This is a genomic window from Pseudoalteromonas sp. NH0006-26 (genome assembly GCF_057552415.1).
The window spans coordinates 257,501-278,073 of sequence record NZ_BAAJMJ010000001.1 but is presented as its reverse complement, the minus strand read 5'-3'; the positions used below and the strand labels follow the sequence as shown (position 1 = coordinate 278,073).

Sequence of the window (20,573 nt, the reverse complement as noted above, 5' to 3'; positions counted from 1 at the left end):
TTTAGCTATTGTTTGAGATCAGGTTTTTACTAACTAAAGCCCATTTAAACCAAAAAATAACGTACTCATGGCCAATATTACTAATATGAGTAAATTAAAAAGCTTAGTTAACCTCACCAAAAAACTATAAAAAGTCATTACAATTAAAGCACTTAACGTCATATAGCCACAAAACTGCAAACCACCATAACCTTGTAATTCGTTAACACATAACAGCAAACTTAGTAAAATACTGATCCAAGCAACACCCAATAAAACCAAACGCTGCTGTTGAGTAGGGCGCTTATTAAAAACATCCTTAAAATGATTATATTTAGCTAGCGCAAAGCAGTTAAAAGCAATTAAACATAAACTAAATGGCAGCAAGGTAATCATATTTTTTGCTCCTGAGTACTTATATGTAGACGCTTTTTAGTTTGCAGCCCAGTACGTAATTTTTCGGTTTGTAACAAAAACAGTAAACCGAACAGTAAAAACAAACTATCAAACATGAATAAAGCCCACTGATCGTTACGTAAATACTGAATTATATTACCTTCAGTGGTGAGCGCATTAACCACTGGCACACTAAAACAGGCAATACTGTTTATAGCCGCCATAACACACCATTGCAGCTTGTCACGCTTTACAAAGGCAATGGTGAATACAAATAACCAAGTTAAAAAGAATGCGAGTATTTCTTTATCAGCGCGCTCCATTGCTTGAGTGCTGATCAGCCTGTTTGCTAAAAAGAACGCAGACGTGGCTAAAGGCAACCCCATTAACGTACCAAGGTTTAGCCCTTCAACGAGCTTTAGCCCCCATGATGGCTGGGCATTTTTTTTCATTCGCTCCCGAATACGCTTCGCCCACATAATACAGCCCGTGGCTATCATTATGCAGCCAGCAATGCCGCCTAAAAAGTATAAAACACGTAATAATGGCTCTGCTAAACGCCCAGTGTGCATTGAATTTAGTGACTCATACAGCGCTTTACTGCCGGTGAGTTCATCATCAGTTTGTGCGATGAGTTCACCCGTTACGCCATTGAATATAAGGCGCGGAGTTTGATCACGCAGCGCCTTACCAGGGCTTACCAATACCATAATCGTGGCAACCGCTTTGTTAGGGTTACTGATCATTACACGGTTTATATCGGCGTTTGGCCACTTAGTATAAACCTGATCCAAAATAGTCTTCACAGGCACAAGTTCAGCTTCGCCCTTTGCTTTATTATTAATGGGGTTACTAGGAGAAAAGTCTTTAAAAAAGCCAGTCATACCTTCTTCATAAACAGTATTAACAGGGTGGGGAAACAGCATAAATATCAGAGTAATAATCCCGGTGTAGGTAATCATTAAATGAAACGGTAAGGCAAATACCGAACTTAAATTATGCACATCTAACCAGCTACGGCTGCCTTTATTAGCTCTAAAAACAAACATATCTTTAAAAATACGTTTGTGAATCACTATCCCTGATATCAGCGCAATAAGCATAAACAAGCTAGCAAAACAGACTATCCAACGTGCTGTTTTTACATCAATATAATGTAAGTCAAAATGCAAACGATAAAAGAAATTACCCCCTCGAGTATCTACAAAAGGCGGTAAAGGTTGCATGGTATTTGGGTCTAAACGACTATTATTAAACGATGCCCTGCGCTGCCCAGGCTCTTTTGGCTTTGCAAAACCATACGTTAAATAAGGTATACGCTCTTCAGGAAGGGTTATCCGCCAATTAGGCGCATTAGGGGCTTGAGCATTTAAATACTCAACGCCAGTTATTATTTGTTGCTTTTGCGCGCCAATACGGTCTGTCTGCTGCTCAATATTATGAATACTTGGCTGATTCCATAAGCTCACTTCATCTCTAAAAAAGCTAATAGTGCCTGCAAAAAATATTAAATACAGTAACCAACACACGAGTAAACCTACCCATGTATGTAACCAGGTCATTGAGCGAAAAAAACTCCCTTTCATAACCATCCCTTCATTAACGACAATGTAAAAAATTGCACTGCAATACTTAGTAAAATACTGATCCAAACTGTTTTTAACGACTGAAGATAAAAACTATAAATAAACACCAGTGCATAAATTAAAATACTCGCAGAGACACTTAAAAGAACCGCGTCAACTTTAGAGACCGGCACCACAACACTTAACAGCGACACACTGACGGCTGTGAAAAAATACCCGCCCACAATGGCGATAAAAAAACGCGATAAAACCGCTAATTCATAGTTAAAGCGCTGTATAAAAAAGCTTAACTTAGATAAAACAGGTGGTGGAGAGTCTAAAAGACGGTTGTAGGCCTGCATAAACTGCAAATTCCTTTTAAACATAGCTAAAAAAGATGGCCGTATTATATCGCCAACAAATACAAAAGATAGTAATTCTTATTTGTATTTGGGTAAAATAGATATTTAATTTAGTTAGTTAAATACTGATCTGCAATAAGATTACAAATTAACTATAAAATAACCTGTATAAGTGAGTGCTTGTTCTGAATGCGTTGTTGTTATCTACTAAATACATAAAGCCGCAGTAAATACACGTCAGTGTATGAAATTAAAAGTTAGCTAAAGCACTCTCATGAATCAGTTTTTACATGGCCTAACAAGAAAGTTTGATACAAGCAGCTAATAATTAAAGACCTTTAAGCTTTAAATTTCCCTCAAATAACACTGGATCAGTATTTTACTAACAAAACATAAAACTCCGCTGAAATAAACCGACTTTTTACTAACTTACTACCTGAGAGAGCGAACAAAGTACAAAAACGTTGAAAAAACAGACAGGAAAAATTAAATTTTATACTTTTTTACCGCTATGTTAGTAAAAATCTGATCTTTAATATCTGTGGTTTAATCAGTACTGACTTTAACTGTGCAAATAACAATAAAGATAAAATGAGGAAGTTATGCTCAATAAATAAACATTTCGCATAGATGTTGCAGATGTGTATTTTAGCGTTTAAGCATAGAACTCAAAGCAAAAAAACTTTAGCACTGCCATACAAGGCTTAAATAATGGTTCTGAAAAATAAAAAACAGCTAATAAACATTATTATAGGCTCAAAATCAATTAAGTCACTCTAGCCAAGCCTTAAAATATGCCTAAAGTAAAACTAACATTGGTGTTATTTTTCTTGTTGCAATTTTCTGATCAAAATTAATAGTTTTATACTGCCTATCCCCTAAAAAACAGCAAGCATGTTAACAAATCATTTCATTTTAATAACAATTGTGTTTAAATCCGAAACAATGGATTGAGATAACTCTCTAAACTAACTTGCACGGAAGTAAAAAAATAATAATTTTTAAAAATGGAAAAACTATGAATAAAAAAATCTTTGCTGCTTCCGCTTTACTAGCAATCTCGTCAACTTCTTTACTTGCATCTAATCAAACATTTCAAGCAAGTGTAAACGGTTGGACTGAGCCTACTTTTGCAGAAGATAGCGCACTCCACTTTGGTAAAATTCGTCTAGCTACCAGCTCAACATGTTCGATGGATAATGCAGGCGTTGTATCGGGTGACTGTGATGCGTCAGATGCAAACATTCAATTAGGTGGAATTACGGTATCTGGTTTAGCACCAAATTCAGCAATGAATATTACTGTATCTGGAAGCACAGGCACTAACTTAACTTTTGCTCCAGTAACAACGGCTACAGATGGAACAACCAGTGTAACAACTGCTGACAATGTTGCGTCTGCTTTCACTACTGATGCAAGTGCAACAGATATTACTGTTAATGTATATGGTGATATGACGGTTGATTCTACACTAACAGCGGGCGCTGCTTACACTGTAGATTACACTGTAGATGTGTCTTTCCAATAAGACTATGAAAGCTGAGGCAATAATAACTTATGAAGTGAGCCTCAGTTTATTTTTTTGCGCAATTGCGCATTAAAAATAAAATGTGTGGAGCATCGCGCTCCACTTTTTATTATCATGTTGTTGAGTTGTCCCATGATGCTTAAACTTTTTTGTTGGGCTGCCCTTTGCCTAACTCTTTTACTACCTGAAATTTGTAATGCCAACCTTGCGCTGTCTGAATACCGCTTATACTTTGATGGACGTACTAAAAATAATTCACTACTTATCCGCAATACCTCTGATAAAAACCTCGATTTTAAACTTGTTGTTACCCATAAAGATATGACCGAAGAAGGGGCGCTTATAGATGTTACCCCACAACAAGTTGAAGGGCGCTCTGCCAAAAACATGCTACGGTTTTCACCACGTCGCGGCACTATTGCCCCCAAAGGGATGCAAGCTATCAGAATGACCGTTCGCAAAAAAGCCGAGCTTGCTGTTGGCGAATACAGAGCGGTGCTTAAAATTATAGCCTCTGAGTCACAAGACCCCGACATTGAAGGAATAAGCATTAGACCTAAGGTTGCTTACAGCGTGCCTGTTATTGTTCGTCATGGCCAATTAGAAGCTGACTCAGAATTAATAAACCCGCAATTAATTACCCAAAATGGACGTCCAACTTTGACATTTTGGCAAACACTCACAGGGAATCGCTCTGTGTATGGAAATTTTGAATTAGTTGATGAAAATAATTTAATGGTTGGTGAAATAACCAATGTGGCCGTTTATACCCCTTTATCACGTCGCAAGGTATACATCACTTTACAAGCTCCAGTAACTGGGCCTTTGACACTCAATTACAAAGAAAACGAACTCTACGGCGGTAAAATCGAGTTAGCGATCCCCATTAATATCAAATAGCAAATGCTAAACATAAACGCCTTGTGCTGTGGTATAGCGACTCGCTTATTACTTTGTACATTACTGTTAATTGCACCCAAAGCAATCTTCGCAAAACAGTTACCGACTCTTTATCAATGGCCTATTGATGAGGAGTCTTTTGTGATTATAAATGTAAGAGTTAATGGCCGTTCTGTTGTCTCCGACTTAGAAGCTTACTATTCAAAATCAAATAAGTTGCTATTGCCCATAAGCGCCCTAAAATCAACCATGGGAATTAGCTTAAATGTGTCACAAAATACACTGGCTGCTAAAGTTGATTCAAGTGAGCTGGTGCTTAATACTGAGCTTTCCTCAGCTTTAGCCCCTTCAGAAAATGTTTCATTGTGGGCTGTCGATGACTACGACCACTATGTTGATTTATCTGTTATAAATACACTTTTAAATACCGACTCGCGCTTTGATTACTCGCTAATGCAGGTTTCATTTTCGAGTAGCTTGCTTACTCATAATGACAGCGAAGTCATCAACGAGATTACAAAACAAGTTAAATCCAAAGCACTGCAATACGACCACTTTATAGACGACCAATACCAAACGCTAACCTACCCCGTGTCTGAATATTCGTTATCAGCAAGCTATAAATCGTCTAATAATCGTTATAAGGGGCTGCTCAGACTTAATAGCTACTTTGACTTATTTCATCATCGAGCTGAACTACGATTCAACAAAAACGAAAACACCGCTAATACCTTTTTAAAAGTAACTAAAGACTTTAATTTAAGTGAACAAGATCACTCACTGGCACGCATTCACTATCAATTGGGAGATATTCAATCTCAATCAGATCAGCTTATTACTAGCTCAAATCAAGGTCGGGGATTTTATATTTCAAATGCTAACCCGCATTCGGCACAAAATTTTTCAACTATCACCATTGAAGAACCGGCACTACCGGGCTGGCAAGCAGAGCTGCACCGAAATGGCCAATTTATTGCCACGACTCAAGCTAACAACGAAAATTTGGTTCGATTTACCGATGTTGAAACTTTTTATGGCAACAATATCTTTGAAATTAAACTTTTTGGCTCACAGGGCGAGCAAGTTACACGCACTCAAAAATATACAATAGGGCAAGACGCACTATCGCCCGGAAAAATAAGCTATCAGGTGGAGTTTTTAGAAACAGATAAAAGCGTTTTTAATCAATCAAGCAACTCCTCAACAGCGATGAGTAATGCCTTTAAAAGTAATCTCTCTTATGGCATTAGTGAGTTTATTACATATGACGCTCAAATTACTCATTTGCAAACTGACCAGAATAACAGCAGCTACCTATCATCTGGGCTAAACACACTTACAGATCACGGCAGTTACCGTTTTTTAGCCACAAAACAACTCGATGCTGGCTATGCTTATTTTGCCGGTTTTAGAGGCCTACTTTCTAATAAACTTTATAACGATATCAATGTTAATGTTGAATACAGTGCCCTTAATAACTTTTCTAGCGCTTTATTTGTAGCACAAGAGAACTCACTCAAAAATAGGCTGTCACTGAGCCTCAATGGCCGCACTGACTTTTTTAACTCCCTTAACTGGAATATGAGGTGGAACAATGAAGTACGCAAAAATACTAACACTAAAAATCGATTCTCATTAGGCATCAATAAAAGTTATGTCGGAGGAACATGGTCAAGCCAACTATTTTATGATGACGATACAAATAACCTAATAAACCGGCTTTATTCTTCAATAGATATTGCCTCTTGGAAATGGACCAACACCTTAGATTGGCAGGCTAATAATGGCGCAGAACTCACTCGTTTGAGAAGTAGTTTACGCTGGCCACAAACACAAAGCACCTTTAATCAAACCCAGCTGACTTATCAGTCTAACTCCGCGGCAAGTACGCTTTTAAGTCACCAGTACACATACCGTCATGAGATATTTAATATTCAAGTATCAGGGCAAGTTGATAATCAAGGAGATTGGCGCTTATCTTTAGGTTTAAATGGCACATTTAGTTTTGATCATTTAGAAGCAGACTTTAACTTTGACACTCCTCGCTCATTAAATTCCGGGCAAATAGAAGTTAGTTCGTTCATAGATTGGAATGAAAATGAAATCTTTGATCAAGGCGATGAGCCAATTCAAGACGTTAATTTTACTGGCAACTACCTATGGCGAAATAAATACACCAATAATGACGGAAAGGTCTTGCTACCAAGCAGTTACGGTGGCCAGGTTTTAGATGTTAATTTACGATCGTTGTCTAATCCTTACTTGCAGCCCTCTTTAGGGAAAATTAAAACATTGGCTCATAGAGGCGGACAAACCAAAGTAAATATTCCTTTAGTGGTCTACAACGAGGTTGAGGGGACTATTTATCTATCGAGCAATGAAAAGAGTAAACCTATCGCAGGACTCACGGTTGTACTTAAAGAAAAAGACGCCGAAAAGCATTATTCAACGGTCACTGAATATGATGGTTATTATTATTTCCCCAATGTTTCTCAAGGAAATTATATACTTGAAATAGAAAAAAATGAGCAGCTACCAGAAAACATAACCATAAAAAACCTTCCCGAGCAGGTCATCACTAAAAAAAGCGGCGATACCATAATATTGCAAGATATTATTGTATACACTAATAACGCTGATAACTTAACTAAACAAGCTACAATAGCGGCTGAATCAAACCAACAAACACCTTATTTTGTGCAATTAGGCGTATTCAAAAAGTTTCAATCGGCACTTATTGTTGCGAATAAAATTGATAAAGCAGCCTATGCTTTGCAGTTATATAAGCATGAAAGTCGTGATAGCTATTACCTCGTTGCAGGCCCATATAACAATGCAGCTAAAGCACAACAAACCATTAATGATGTTTATTCAATACCAGCGTTTCATGGCAGCTTTATGGTTGATGCAAGGCGATATGCCTCACCACAGTGGCGAAAAATAGGAGATTGGAGCAATGTGGAAACCAAAAATACTGAGACTTATTTTTGCCAGTATGGTGCATATACCTCTAAAAAATCAGTTAATAAAAAACTGCTAAAAGAAAATCCATCACTGTTTATAGCAGAACAAGCAATAAAAGGTAAAGCCCACTATTTGATGCTGTCAGGACCTCATAATGCAAAGCAAACAGCCTGTGATACGCAAGTGATTAAACAAATAAAAGGGCTCACCACCGCGATAAAGAAACCTTGGCACAGCATTTTTACTATAAATCAGTAGTAAAGTACTGCGCCTGTGTTTTGCCATCACTGTTTAAATGCGACTCACATTTTATTTCACAACGCGCTCCCGCGGATTCGGCAACCCAAATCGATTGCGCGCTCTTTTTAATATAACACGCAGAATACAGGGCATCTTCTTTTTGCGCTGCAACAACAAAGCAACGCTGAAAATCACCCAAAGCTAACACTTTGATTGGATAAACTTGTTCTTGTGCAATTACACCAGCACTAAATGTTTGTGATGATTTAGCATAAACAGCATATGAAATAGCGAGCATACACACCAAAAGCATTAAAATAGATATTTGTTTCATATAATTAAAGCGAATTAAAAAACAATATAGTAAGTGTAGAGTAAATTAATTTTTATGTATTTATTTAGCAATTATTAGATTGAAAATAGCAATGGCCGCCTATCTAATTAGTTGAATCACCACAAGTCAATGTACTGATGTTATAATACATTTTTTGCAAAAAGAGCGGGGCACTATGTTAACTATTTCGAACACAGTAACCATTGATGAATGGGAAGTAGAGCTAAGCGCTATTCGTTCGCAAGGCGCTGGCGGACAAAATGTCAATAAAGTAGCCAGTGCTATACATTTACGCTTTGATATTAACCGCTCTAAATTGCCCGAGTTTTATAAAGAGCGGCTGCTTGCTTTAAACGACTCAAGAATAACTAAAGAAGGAGTGCTGGTCATTAAAGCCCAGAGCCATCGCACTCAAGAGCTCAATAGGGAAGATGCGCTTAAACGGCTAAAAGATCTAATTTTAAGCGCCACAAAGATTAATAAGGCACGCCGTGCTACCAAACCTAGCCGTAACTCACAGCGTAAACGTATGGATAAGAAAACCAAACACGGCCAAACCAAAGCTCTCCGCGGTAATATTAAGCTGTAACTTAAGTAACCTGACTCTGGTTAAGCACATAAAAAAGGCTGCGAATGCAGCCTTTAATTTAGTCATAGGTATGATGGCGAGTGACACTAAATCGGTTAAGGATTCGGTGTACTACGTATACCGCGCTTAAACTTACCGTTACCGCGACAGCCACCGAGCTAAACCGATATAAAGCGCTGTATACTAAATCTTGCCCTGGGCCTAACGATTGACCAAATAAAATCCCAAAGGTGGTTAATACCCCAAATCCAACTCCCGGTGGACCGCCGCCTAAAATATGAAAACGGCTGAATATAAAAGATAAAATCCATAATATAGCCACCGGAAAAAGCAAAAAGTCAGTATGGTTATACAAAAACAACTGCGCAACTAAAGCAGCATTACAGCCTATCAGTGTACCAATAATACGTTGCCAACTTGCGGTGCCCGCAGCCTTAAAACACAACGAAAATAAAATTAAAATAGACGCCGCTTGCGCCGAAATTGAATCTTGTAAATCAAGCACCTGAAAAACCACAAACGACAAAGTAGCAACCGTGGCACATAACAACACCTCGTGACGAATACTTTCTTTATCCTTATGCGGCACAGCACGCATGGGTCGCGCTGTCACATCAGGAAACAAGCCATGCATCAACAACGCAATAATAATAGTAATAAATATAGCCACACCATTACTTAAAATAAGCGGGTAAATGCTACTACCTTGATCAATATGGCTGGCAAAATGTAACTGAATCGATAAACTTACCGCCCCCAAAGCACCAAATAAAAACGCGCCACCAGAACTCATTAAGTAAAACAATATACAAAAGCTAGCAAAAATAATGAGCGTCATTAACACCGGCAAGTGTGAAAATAAGCCCTGTAAAATAAGTACTATAAACGCACTGTAGGCAGCACTGGCAACAAATTGGCGAATCACATCTTTGTTAATACTTGGCACTAAACCGAGTAATAACATAGGGTAAACTGTAAAAAATATTCCATTGGGCCAATTCATTAACTTGCACAAAGTAAAACCAATAGTACAGCCGCCAGCAATACGAAGCGCTTGGCGTAAGCCATTTGAATCGAGTTGTGGCGCTTGGCTAACATGTTGTGTCATTACTCGCCCCACTAATAAATGTAATGTAACCAACTAATAAAGCGGATCTGTACTGATCCCAACCATTGACCTACAGCCGATTGTGGAAGTAACTGCACAGTAGCACGCGCACCACTGGGCATATTATTTATAAGCTGAGTGTTATTTGGCAGCACTAAATGAATACGTTGACGCTGGGCATCGCGAACCCAGCGGTTGCTGGTTTCGGTGGTGCTAAGTAATCCATTCGCACTAAGTTGCCCGTCACTAACACCTGCTTCGAAGGTTTCAATTTTAGCGTCGAATACTTCACCAGGTCGGCTATCAAATACCACTTTTGCTAAACTGCCTGGCTGCATATTTAATAGTGACTTTTCACGAAAATCGGCCACCAAATCCGCTTTCTTTGCCACAATCGCGAGTAATGGCTTACCCGCAACCGCATAGGAACCTTCAAGTAACTGTAAATTAGCCACAACGCCATCACTTAAAGCGCGCACTTGGGTATAAGATAAATTAAGTTCAGCTTGGGCTAACTGATTAGTCGCATGGCGCAGTGCTAAGTTATCTTGTCCTGAATCGCCACGCGCTAAAACAGCTTCTGCCAACTGTGCTTCAAAGGCAGCTAAAGTAGATTCGCTTGCTGCAAAATTAGCCCGAATGCTTTCAAGCTCTTGCTCCGAAATAGAGTTTTGTTTGTAGAGTGTTTCGCCACGTTTTTTTAATAGCTGCTGCTCATGCAATTTTGCGTTAGCTGCACTTATTTGTGCCTCCAGCGCTTTTACATTGGTATCAAGGCGTTTATTTTGCAGTTTGGCATCGTCAAGGGCAAGCTGTGCTTGCTCAAGTGCCAGTTGGTAAGTGTTTTTGTCTATTTCAAATAATACATCGCCCGCTTTAACCGTTTGGTTATTACTAACCAATACATCGGTAACACGGCCGTTTATTTGCGGCGATATTTGCACAACCGGATGGTAAACCCGTGCTTGTGGCGTAACCGGTAGCCATACATCGGCAACAATATAATAGAAAAATACAACAATAAAACCAACGAGCGATACTTTAACGTAGCGGGCAAATTTTTGATCGGGTGTCATACTTATTTATCTCCAGATAAGCTTGCAATACAACGCCGCGCGTTTTCTTCCATTTGCACTAAACTATGCGCCATACCGTCAAGCTGCTCCGTGCTTAAACCTGCATATAAACGCTGTTTAATATCGCTTGTTAGTTCTTTTAAGTGTTCTAATAACTTTATACCCTCATCGGTAAAGTACAATTTTTTACTGCGTTTATCGTGCTCATCAACTTGTCGAATAACCAGATTTTGCTGCTCTAATTGCTTAATGGTGCGCGTTAATGAGGGCATTTCAATACCTAAGCTAGTCGCCAATGCTTGTTGTGTTGCCCCTAAAGGTAAATGATGTAAGTGGATCATTGCCGTCCAGCGCGACTGAGTTAAACCTAGCGGCTCAACCGCCAATGTCACCGCTTCTCGACATAAGCGGTGCACTCGGCCCATATTGCCGCATAAAGTTAAATCGAGTGTTTCATGAAAAGGAATATTGCTACTCATAGGAACTCTTACTTGTGAATATCAGCAAATTTTAGCATTAGTTAGCAGGCTAAGTAAATAATTGGTATTTTAGCTTCACGTCAATAAGTTTTATTTAGACAAATAATGCGCAGCAAGCTTGTCTAAAAAAGTATAAAGTTTAGCGTTCATTTCACTATAGTCATGGCTTAAGAGCTTTTCGGGCTGTTCAACAAAGCGGTAATTATGGGCACTGGTTAAATCATCGTTGGCAATGAGGAGGGTAACCACCTCGGTAGTCAATTCCATGTGGCATTGAAAACCAAATACTAAATCGCTATAAGCGACTATTTGCCTTGGACAACCTTCACTATAGGCAATAATACTGGCTGTAGCAGTTAGCCCTGGCATGTCGTTATGCCAATGCCCTACATTAAGCTCACTACCAAAATGGCTAAATAAAGGATGATTCAAGCCTGTATCGGTGAGGGTAATCGCAAACTTACCAATTTCTTTTTCTGGACTGGGTTGATAGGCCGCGCCTAACGCTTCACCAATTAATTGTGACCCCAAACAAACGCCCAATACCACTTTGTTTGCAGTGATCGCGCTGGCAATAAAGGCTTGTTCTTTTTTACTATCAAAATAAGGGCATTCTGCAAGCGATGTAGCCGGGGATTGTGGCCCACCCATTACGATTAAAAAATCGATATCATCGGTGTGCTGAGGTAAGGGATCAGCTAAATAAATACGGGTATAAGACAACGTGTGGCCATTCATTTTAGCCCAAGCTTCATAAGCGCCTGGTGCTTCAAAATGTTCATGAATAATAAAGTGAATGTGCATTGCCGTTTCCTTAAAATATTATCTTTTTAATAATACCCTAGGGTCACCGGATATAAGTGACCATGTGATATCAGCCGCTAAAAGTTAAGTAAATTAGCTGGAGAGTATTGATCAGTCAGCACCTTAGTATCACTTGGCCAGTCCTTACCATCTTTAGTGAAAAACATACGCTGGCTAATTGCCTCTATATCCACATCATAAGGGGCAAGTAATGGAGCTAGTTGCTTAACCCGCTGTGCTATTTGTTGCTCTGTAGGGATATTGCTATAACCGGCTAAAATAATACGATTACTATTATTATTGGCTGTTACATTAATAAAATCGCCAAATACCGCATGATAAGTCGCCGACTCATGTTCATAGAGTTTGCTTGATGAAAACGTGTTAGCAGCAACAATTCCGCCTTCGGCTAATACGCTTTTTATTTCTTCAAAAAACTCTTTAGTGAGTAAGTGCTCAGGAATGTAATCGCCATTAAATGCATCTAAAATAATCCAATCAAATTTCTGCTTTTTAAGCGCCGCACGTTTAATAAAAATACGCCCATCTTGCACTTTAGCAGTTACCTTATCGGTTTCTATAAAGTTAAAATAATCGCGCGCCACTTTAATTACTGCGGGATCTATTTCAACATTTTCAATGTGTGCCTTTGGATATAGCTCATGAATCATATTAGAAAGCGTACCGCCCCCCAAACCAATAATGAGCACATTTTTAGGGTTATCAATCAGTAACAAACTAGAAAAAGCCAACTTAGTATAATTAAATACCAGTTTTTTAGGGTCGCTGATATACATACAGCTTTGACTGCTTTGTCGGGTTTTTTCATCAAACTTTAAACAGCGTAAGTCACCGGTTTCTTCAACTAATAAATTTCGATATAAAGAACGCTCTTTATGGACAACATTACTCATACTGTAAGCTGAAAATAGCAGCGCCATAATACAAATAAACAATAATTTAAGCTTGAGCATAAACGGCCTCTCGTACTCTAAGTTTATCAAAAGTAATAGCAATCAAGCCAAGTGTGCCCAACACCCCAGCAAAACCTAAAATAATGGCGTTAACATCAAACGCCAGTACCATATAAAAAGAGGTAATAATGGTGCCCAGTGCACTGCCTAAGGTACTGACAAAATAAAGCCCGCCAGCCACTTGGCCGCTGCGCTCACTATTGGTAACCAGCAAACGTACCGAGTAGGGCGAGATCATGCCTAAAATAATGGTGGGTATAAAAAATAACGCGGTTGAGGCGAGTAACGAGCCGTAGCGGCTGTCTTCAATATGCGAAAAAATAAATGCCATAATTGGCTCAGCAAACAATGCAATTGGCACCACCATAATACTGGCGACTAAAAAAATTAACCCATATTTAGTTAGCGAAGGATGACGAATAGACAGCTTACCTCCCAGTAAATATCCAAATGATAAGCTAAGCATAAACACAGTAATAATACTGCCCCAAATATGCACGCTACTGCCAAAGTAAGGTGCTAAAATTCGCCCACCTAACAGCTCTATTCCCATAATACTAAAGCCACTGCTAAAGGCTAAAAAGTAAATTAATGCATTTGTTTTTGTTAACATTATATTGTTCTTATTGTGTTATTTTCATCCATCTTAACGTGATGTAAGCGAACAGGCTAGCGTATGTCTAATTTAGGTGTTAATAATTAAAAGGCGTGAAATAATCGGTTGTTTTAAACTATAAAAATAATTAATGCCGCTGCTGTTAACCCCCTTTACAGTTTCTTTAATCGTATAAATAGCTGTCTGCATTATGATATTTTAGGTACGCTGCATTTTAAAACATGTTATAAATATCACACTACAAATACAGCTAATCCAGTTGGATTGAAAGGACAAGAATCAATGGATACAAGCGGCAACAATAGCTCGGTAGTTATTTTTCTTATTTCAGCATGTTTATTGTTACCCTTTTTGGAGAGCATGCATGGTGGAGCGCTTTGGGGATTAAATTGGCACTCTCCACGGCTTATGGATACATTAAGCCATCATCTACTTTATATAAAATTGGTGTTGGTAATTACGGGTTTAATACTGCTTTTCACCAAACCTGAAAAAATTAAAAGCATAATTAAAAATAAAATAGCCCAGTGGTTGTTCTTTATCATTCTTACATTAGTCGGTGTAATACAAATTCCTTTTTTGTGTTTAGGGATTTTATTCAATGGTTCTTCATTATCAACCCCTGATTATATTCACAAACAAAGCACGTTTACTGATCGTACTATTTATATTTACACCGCAGACCCTGGCGCGATGGGTAAAGCCTACCATTATGCGTATTTAAATTGCCCGCTAGCATTTGGCCGTTATGAGCTAAAGCAAATTGCTAAACTAAATTGGATGCGCGAATACACGTTTTACATTGAAAAGAATGACCTGATAGTAATTGATAAAAATCCTGATGGTTTAACGCATACTTTCGATATGAGTCATGTAACCTGCTCCAGCTAATATCTCCTTTTTATAATTAGCTTAGGTTATAGCTTTCAATCAAGTCTCCATAATTGCCCTTAATGCTAATAAAAATTTCGACTTAAAGCCGAGTCATTAGCACTAACTCATTTAGATCATGTATTCTTTTTAAACACAAAAAGCCGCAGTAATAAATACTGCGGCCTTTGTTTGTAGCTAAATGCTTTCAGCTAGTGCTTTTAATAAGCACCAGCGCTGTATATAAGCTCGTAGCTGTGGCTGTAAATCTCAAGGATGTTACCAAACGGGTCTTCCATGTAGATCATGCGGTACGGCTTTTCACCAGGGTAATAGTAGCGTGGCTCTGGCATACGTTTTTTACCACCTGCAGCAACAATACGATCCGCTAAGCCTTCTACATCTGGGTCTTGTACACAGAAGTGGAAGATACCGGTTTTCCAGTATTCAAAGTTGTCTTTAGGGTTTTCTTGGTCTTTAAATTCAAAAATTTCTACACCAATTCGGTCGCCTGTTGAAAGATGCGCTATTTTGAATTTTTCCCAATTTGGACCAAATACATCGGTACACATTTCGCCAATTGGGCTGTTGTCTTCAGTGATCACGGTAGGCTCCATTATGGTGTACCAGCCCATCACCTTAGTGTAAAACTCTACGGCTTTTTCAACATCGGGAACTGAAATACCAATGTGCGAAAAACTACGTGGATATGTATGACTCATAATAAATACTCCTACTTAACTATGTTTAGTTGATGGAGTGAGTTTACGAACTGACCAACATTAAGTAAAATTATCATTAATCATCATTTTGAGTATATTTTGTAATGATAAACCCGACATGGTTAAACACGTTTTGTACTTTAGTTGAGGTAAATCACTTTACCCAAACCGCCGAGCGCCTTTATATGACCCAGTCAGGCGTAAGCCAACATATAAAAAAGTTAGAGCAGCAACTAGATTGCGCCTTGCTTGAGCGCCACGGTAAACAATTTACGCTTACCGTACATGGGCAAAACTTGTATCAGCAAGGCAGCTTATTATTAAAAGAATGGCAGTTTTTAGAGCAGCAATTAAAAGATGATTCACCTTACAGCGGTTTAGTAAAAATACAGTCGCCAGGCAGTTGCGGGCTAAAGTTTTACAATCAACTATTAGCACTGCAAGTAGAGCACAAGAAGCTAATTATAGATTACCGCTTTGCTCCAAATACCAATGTTGAACAAGCGGTGGCCAATCATAGTGCCGATATTGGCTTTTTAACTCAAGCGCCTACCCTTAGTGAAGTTACCAGCCACAAAATTGGTAAAGAATCCCTATTATTAGTAACGCCCGCACATATAGAAAACCCAACGTGGGAGGTTTTATGTGAGCTTGGCTTTATTGGCCACCCCGATGCAAAACATCATGCGCAGCTTTTACTTAGCGAAAACTACAGTGAATTTGAACATGTTGATCAAATTAAGCAAACGGGGTTTTCTAACCAAATAAGTTTAATACTGGAGCCGGTAAGTTTAGGGCTGGGTTTTACGGTTTTACCCGCACACGCAGTAAGTGCTTTTAATAAACCTGCGCTTATTAAAACGCATCATTTAACCAAACCAATTAGCGAAAATATTTATGTGTGCCATCACCGAAATAGGCCGTTAGCAAAGCGTATGCATTGCGTTATTGATGCGATAAAAGCAGGCTAGGGCACCTAAATCAGCGCCCGTAAAGCCCCTTTACAGCTTAAGCTGTACGTTTAGCTTTTTGCGTAATGTCTGTGAGGCTCTGTTTGCTTTTTAAATAAACCTTGTGCACAGCAAAAGTAAGTAAAGTCATCAGTACCATCATACAAAGTGTCGGCCAAAGGCTGAGGGTATGATAACCAAGCGCCCCCATAAACCAGCAAATAAGTACCCATTGAATAACATAGAGCGCGGTTACATGTTTACTGGCATATAAAAGGGCACGTGTAATAGGGCCATTATATTTATCAGCAAAAATATACTGTATAGCCGCTAGGGCACATAAATTTAAGCCAATTAAATAGCTAATACCGCCGCCATTTAAATGGAAAAAGTTGCCAAACTGACCTTTAAAATCAATGGCTAACCATATGCCGCCAATAACAAGTAAAGCAGCACCTAGTTGTGCACATACTTTATATAAGTAATCGGCATTTTGTTGGTTACTAAGGTATAAACGACCAAGTACGTATCCCGTTAATATCGCAATTATCCAAGGAAAAACCGGAAAATACACCTGATAGTTATTAGCGAAAAACAAATCACTAATATAAGGAGAAAGCGTAAATTGCTGCCCCCTTACAAACTGGCTTAAAACTGCAATTGCAATGGCTAAAACCGCAATCCATGTTGTTTTCCAACGGGCAATATTAAGTGCCCCAAACAGCAATAAGCTAACTCCAGCCAGTTGTAAAATATCACCTGTTAACACCATAAATTGTAACTGCCCAGCACTGAGCGGGCTTTGCCAGCCATAAGCATTTATAAACGCCTCGGGCATGGTATTAAATACTTCAATAGGTAGCCAAAACTTGGCCGCATTCATTAAATAAGCAAGCAGTAAAAGCTGTAAACCTCGCTTAATTAACAGTAAGGGGGTTTGCCTACGCGAAAGCGCCATAGATAGCCCCATTGCCACTAAAAACGAGGCGGTGCCTTTGCCAAGTATATGCACAACCGTACCAAAAGCGCTTTCACTTTGAAGCATCGTGGAAGCATACATCCATAAGGTATGCACAATAATCATAATAAAAACGCTCGCACCACGCGCAAGATCAATCGTTTTAAGACGTTGGTTCATTGGTTTTAATGTCCTTTTTAGGGCAGGTTTGGCATTTGCTGTAACCGGCTAAATAATAGCGGCAACATGTTAAACGCTGGGGGTTTTCAGTAAATGGCGTATCAAGATTAAAGTGTTCACAAATAAGGGTGTGCAGCTGACGATGGCAATTGTTGATATGTAAAGTAGTAGCAAGGGCTAAGCTATGAGCTCGCTCAATGGCGCTACATAATGAATCGAGTAATAACCGAGCTTGTTCTTTTTTACCAAGTGCATAGTCGGTATTTACCCATTCACCAACTTGGCTTATAAAATGAGTAAACGCTTTGGTTTGCTCAGTTTTACTTACTAACACGCCATTATTCAGGTTAAACCCACGACAATAAGCGCCATTTACCGCTAACGGCATGTTAATGGGATCAGCCGTACTTTGCTTGCAAGCAAGCCAATAGCAATAAGCGTAAACAGCTTGCCAGCAAAGCTGTAAATACAAATGCCGACTAATAAATTGCTTAGGCGCAGTAGGGTACTGCGCCTTACAACGAACTGTTAAAGCGCGCACTAATAATAAGCTCGGTTTAAAAGTTCGTTGCACGGGTTGTTGGCAATATAAAAACTGCGCAAGGGTAATCGGTTTAGCCATACAGCTTTGCCGATACGGGGTTGTTTAAGTTACCAGCAAACTGCAAACTACCCGTCGGATCGGTTAAATCAACCATTTGCTCATTATTACCTAACTGTAAGCGGTTTAAACAAGAGTGTGCAAACTCATCACTAAAAAAGTCATACTCTTTAAATCGCTCATTTAAAGCAGGGTTAGCATGTTGATACGCTTTAACACTTTGGGTAACACACTGCCAAAAGTCATGCTCTGTAATACGCTCTTCTCGCACTAAAATTGCTACTAAGTATCTAAAGAAGCAGTCAAATACATCGGTAAATATACTTAACAGCTCAAGCTCTTTAGGCATAGAAACATGAATACGTTCAACCCCTGCAGGCAATACTTCAGTGCTATTAAGTAAGGCAACCTCTTCACCTATGTCTTTCATATATGCGCCCACAGGCACCGAGTTTTTAAGCTTTAAAATGAGGTTTTCGCCGTGAGGCATAAACACTAATTTATGCGCGTAAAAACAATGTACTAGCGGAATTAAATAAGCATTAAAGTACGCATGTAACCACTGCTGCGTGCTCAAACCACTTTGTGCTATCCATTCGCCCACTAAACTTTGGCCATTGTTATCTAAGTGTAATAATGCTGCCATAGTGGTCAGCTGTTCATCGCTATTTAAATTATGGTTTGGGTTTTCTCGCCATAAGCAGGCAAACATTTTACGATAGGGTGTATCACCTAGCGCGCTTTGCTCAAACGTATGATGGGCATAACCTAAGGTGGCGTATTCTCTAAGCGCTGTAAAATTAGCGCCTGCGAGTTGTTGATCTTGGCTAACCTTAGCAAATACCCAATCGTTAATGGCAGGAGTCACCGCCATGTAAGCACGCGATAGGCCACGCATAAATCCCATATTTAAAATCGACAACGCCACTTTTAAATACGGCTTATGCGGGTGCGAGCAATTATATAAGGTCCGAATTGACTGTTGCGCTTGATATAAGTCGTCACCTTCGCCTAAATACACTAATCGCTGATTTGCCAACTCATTTGCAAATACTACACTCAATTTGTGTTGGTACTGCCAAGGGTGAGCAGGAATGAGTAAGTAATCATCGGGGTTTAGGTTTTGAGCTTTTAGCGCTTTGTTGAACGTATCTCGGGTGGTTAAATCTAGCTCATCACTTATATGGCTTGGGTAATCGGCAAAGTATTCACTATGGGCAAAGTCGCATACCGCTTTATGCGCTGCTAACCACAGTACTTTAAACGGTTTGCCTACTTCTGGCGCATAGCGTAAAAAGTCAGCTTTACTAAAACCAATGCGGCCATTATTAGCAACAAAGGCAGGATGCCCTTCACTCATTGCGGCTTCTATCTTTTGCAGCCCTAAATTAGCTAACTGCGCCGCTGTTAAGGTGTTATTTTCACGTTTAAAGCACGCACTGGCTAAAGTAGCATTTAGCTCTTCAAGGTAGGTGGCAAGGCGCTTACCCGTTAAACCTAGCGCAGGCCCCTGCATACTAAAAAAGTGCAACACATCTAGCGGTTGCAGCTCTTCGTTAAGGTTGTAAAAGCATAAGCTTGGCTCATCTATATCTATATGATTCAGTGCCATAGCACGGCCATTAAAAATAAAGTAACCGCCTTCAACGTTTACTTTAAAGCCTTGCTTTGTTGTCTCTGCAGCCAATAAACGCTCGTGCACTAGCTCAGTCAGGGCTTTAGCTTGTAAATGCCGATTTGCCCATTGCCAATGTGGCTGTATCACGTAATCAGTTTGCAAAGGTGCTAACGAATCAGTAAATATTTGGCTGTGCCTATCAAAGGCTGCTTTATTACAAAAGCCTAAATAAGCGGCTTTTTCGCCTAGTTGAATTTGCTGGGTGTGAACAAATCCCAAACGTTTATTTAAAGTATGAATTTTACTATTAGCAATGTCGGGCTCAACCACAACACGGGCGGCACTGTTTTGAGCAAAAATACTTTGCAGCACGCACTGCATCATTTCAAAACTAAAATGGCGCTTAGGTGCCCTGTTAGGCGCTAATAAAATATGCATACCTAAATCATTAGGTTCAACTTCGTACGCCGCTTTCATTAAGCTTTCGTGCTCTGGGCTATAAAGCTCAACTAAAGCCAATAGGTTATTATTTTGCTCGATCACGTATGCCTGATGATGAGGCGTATCAATAATATCTTGATACGCTTTAGTTATTTGTTGCTCGGTTTGCTGCTGCATACCCCAAAAGTGCGCATACGGTTGCTTAAGCCAATCGCAAACAGTTGGCATATCTGTTTGTTGTAATAACCGCATCGTCACTTTACCGGTATGCTGTAGGGTGGTTACAAAAGATGAAAAATACATAAAAACTCCAATAAAT

General features: G+C 39.3%; 20 protein-coding genes. 6 read left to right on the top strand and 14 right to left on the bottom strand.

The genetic code is table 11. The features are described 5' to 3' along the window. Window positions 1–33 precede the first annotated feature (33 nt). The 3 genes from AC27JR_RS01150 to AC27JR_RS01140 are packed head-to-tail and all read right to left on the bottom strand — an operon-like array spanning window position 34 to window position 2,302. A complete protein-coding gene (locus tag AC27JR_RS01150; protein WP_076920033.1) occupies window positions 34–375 on the bottom strand; it encodes a DUF3325 family protein in 342 nt (113 codons plus the stop codon). Next, window positions 372–1,961: a PepSY-associated TM helix domain-containing protein gene (locus AC27JR_RS01145; RefSeq protein ID WP_487172495.1), complete on the bottom strand. Its 1,590-nt coding sequence runs from the start codon at window positions 1,959–1,961 to the stop codon at window positions 372–374. Before AC27JR_RS01145 ends, AC27JR_RS01150 begins: the two co-directional genes overlap by 4 nt. After that, complete coding sequence (locus tag AC27JR_RS01140) at window positions 1,958–2,302, bottom strand: hypothetical protein (RefSeq protein ID WP_008110784.1); 345 nt, start codon at window positions 2,300–2,302, stop codon at window positions 1,958–1,960. The genes AC27JR_RS01145 and AC27JR_RS01140 overlap by 4 nt, the downstream gene beginning before the upstream one ends. Window positions 2,303–3,320: 1,018 nt before the next feature. On the opposite strand from AC27JR_RS01140, the gene AC27JR_RS01135 reads away from it, so the two are divergent. The 3 genes from AC27JR_RS01135 (at window position 3,321) to AC27JR_RS01125 (ending at window position 7,952) form a co-directional block, all read left to right on the top strand. Beyond that, complete coding sequence (locus AC27JR_RS01135) at window positions 3,321–3,830, top strand: hypothetical protein (RefSeq protein WP_076920036.1); 510 nt, start codon at window positions 3,321–3,323, stop codon at window positions 3,828–3,830. Between the two features lie 132 nt (window positions 3,831–3,962). Next, window positions 3,963–4,730, top strand: coding sequence for a fimbrial biogenesis chaperone (locus AC27JR_RS01130; protein WP_254844974.1), 768 nt, complete (start codon window positions 3,963–3,965; stop codon window positions 4,728–4,730). A gap of 3 nt (window positions 4,731–4,733) precedes the next feature. Then, entirely contained in the window at window positions 4,734–7,952 is a 3,219-nt protein-coding gene (locus AC27JR_RS01125) for a hypothetical protein (protein WP_487172493.1), read from the top strand. Here the strand turns inward: AC27JR_RS01125 and AC27JR_RS01120 are convergent. Further along, complete coding sequence (locus AC27JR_RS01120; RefSeq protein WP_235420465.1) at window positions 7,939–8,232, bottom strand: hypothetical protein; 294 nt, start codon at window positions 8,230–8,232, stop codon at window positions 7,939–7,941. The two genes, AC27JR_RS01125 and AC27JR_RS01120, sit on opposite strands and share 14 nt — an antisense overlap. Before the next feature lie 211 nt (window positions 8,233–8,443). Between AC27JR_RS01120 and arfB the strand changes: the two genes are divergently transcribed. Continuing rightward, window positions 8,444–8,857 (top strand): alternative ribosome rescue aminoacyl-tRNA hydrolase ArfB, encoded by a 414-nt coding sequence (arfB, locus tag AC27JR_RS01115; protein WP_487172492.1) that lies wholly within the window; start codon window positions 8,444–8,446, stop codon window positions 8,855–8,857. 58 nt (window positions 8,858–8,915) lie between these two features. Here the strand turns inward: arfB and AC27JR_RS01110 are convergent, their stop codons facing one another. The 6 genes from AC27JR_RS01110 to AC27JR_RS01085 all read right to left on the bottom strand — a co-directional run bounded on the left by AC27JR_RS01110 (window position 8,916) and on the right by AC27JR_RS01085 (window position 13,911). Then, window positions 8,916–9,965: a DUF2955 domain-containing protein gene (locus AC27JR_RS01110; RefSeq protein ID WP_487172491.1), complete on the bottom strand. Its 1,050-nt coding sequence runs from the start codon at window positions 9,963–9,965 to the stop codon at window positions 8,916–8,918. Between the two features lie 11 nt (window positions 9,966–9,976). Further along, on the bottom strand, window positions 9,977–11,041 hold the full coding sequence (locus tag AC27JR_RS01105) for an HlyD family secretion protein (protein WP_487172490.1): 1,065 nt from the start codon (window positions 11,039–11,041) through the stop codon (window positions 9,977–9,979). Between the two features lie 2 nt (window positions 11,042–11,043). Beyond that, a complete protein-coding gene (locus tag AC27JR_RS01100; RefSeq protein ID WP_487172489.1) occupies window positions 11,044–11,520 on the bottom strand; it encodes a MarR family winged helix-turn-helix transcriptional regulator in 477 nt (158 codons plus the stop codon). 90 nt (window positions 11,521–11,610) lie between these two features. After that, complete coding sequence (locus AC27JR_RS01095; RefSeq protein ID WP_487172488.1) at window positions 11,611–12,324, bottom strand: type 1 glutamine amidotransferase; 714 nt, start codon at window positions 12,322–12,324, stop codon at window positions 11,611–11,613. Window positions 12,325–12,401: 77 nt separating this feature from the next. Then, a complete protein-coding gene (locus AC27JR_RS01090; protein ID WP_487172709.1) occupies window positions 12,402–13,265 on the bottom strand; it encodes a spermidine synthase in 864 nt (287 codons plus the stop codon). Between the two features lie 19 nt (window positions 13,266–13,284). Next, on the bottom strand, window positions 13,285–13,911 hold the full coding sequence (locus AC27JR_RS01085) for a fused MFS/spermidine synthase (RefSeq protein WP_008110797.1): 627 nt from the start codon (window positions 13,909–13,911) through the stop codon (window positions 13,285–13,287). 285 nt (window positions 13,912–14,196) lie between these two features. Between AC27JR_RS01085 and AC27JR_RS01080 the strand changes: the two genes are divergently transcribed. Then, the gene (locus AC27JR_RS01080) at window positions 14,197–14,805 is read left to right on the top strand and encodes a hypothetical protein (protein WP_487172487.1); all 609 of its coding nucleotides are present in this window, start codon (window positions 14,197–14,199) and stop codon (window positions 14,803–14,805) included. 200 nt (window positions 14,806–15,005) lie between these two features. On the opposite strand, the gene AC27JR_RS01075 is transcribed toward AC27JR_RS01080, so the two are convergent. Further along, window positions 15,006–15,506: a lactoylglutathione lyase family protein gene (locus AC27JR_RS01075; protein ID WP_008130525.1), complete on the bottom strand. Its 501-nt coding sequence runs from the start codon at window positions 15,504–15,506 to the stop codon at window positions 15,006–15,008. A gap of 104 nt (window positions 15,507–15,610) precedes the next feature. On the opposite strand from AC27JR_RS01075, the gene AC27JR_RS01070 reads away from it, so the two are divergent. Next, a complete protein-coding gene (locus AC27JR_RS01070) occupies window positions 15,611–16,477 on the top strand; it encodes a LysR family transcriptional regulator (RefSeq protein WP_487172486.1) in 867 nt (288 codons plus the stop codon). A gap of 37 nt (window positions 16,478–16,514) precedes the next feature. Here the strand turns inward: AC27JR_RS01070 and AC27JR_RS01065 are convergent, their stop codons facing one another. From AC27JR_RS01065 to AC27JR_RS01055, 3 genes are read right to left on the bottom strand one after another with little or no spacing between them, the layout of a single operon-like run. Then, window positions 16,515–17,594, bottom strand: coding sequence for a heparan-alpha-glucosaminide N-acetyltransferase domain-containing protein (locus tag AC27JR_RS01065; protein WP_487172485.1), 1,080 nt, complete (start codon window positions 17,592–17,594; stop codon window positions 16,515–16,517). After that, entirely contained in the window at window positions 17,578–18,216 is a 639-nt protein-coding gene (locus tag AC27JR_RS01060; protein ID WP_487172483.1) for a hypothetical protein, read from the bottom strand. Before AC27JR_RS01060 ends, AC27JR_RS01065 begins: the two co-directional genes overlap by 17 nt. Further along, window positions 18,209–20,557: a GNAT family N-acetyltransferase gene (locus AC27JR_RS01055; RefSeq protein WP_487172482.1), complete on the bottom strand. Its 2,349-nt coding sequence runs from the start codon at window positions 20,555–20,557 to the stop codon at window positions 18,209–18,211. Before AC27JR_RS01055 ends, AC27JR_RS01060 begins: the two co-directional genes overlap by 8 nt. Between the last annotated feature and the right edge of the window lie 16 nt (window positions 20,558–20,573).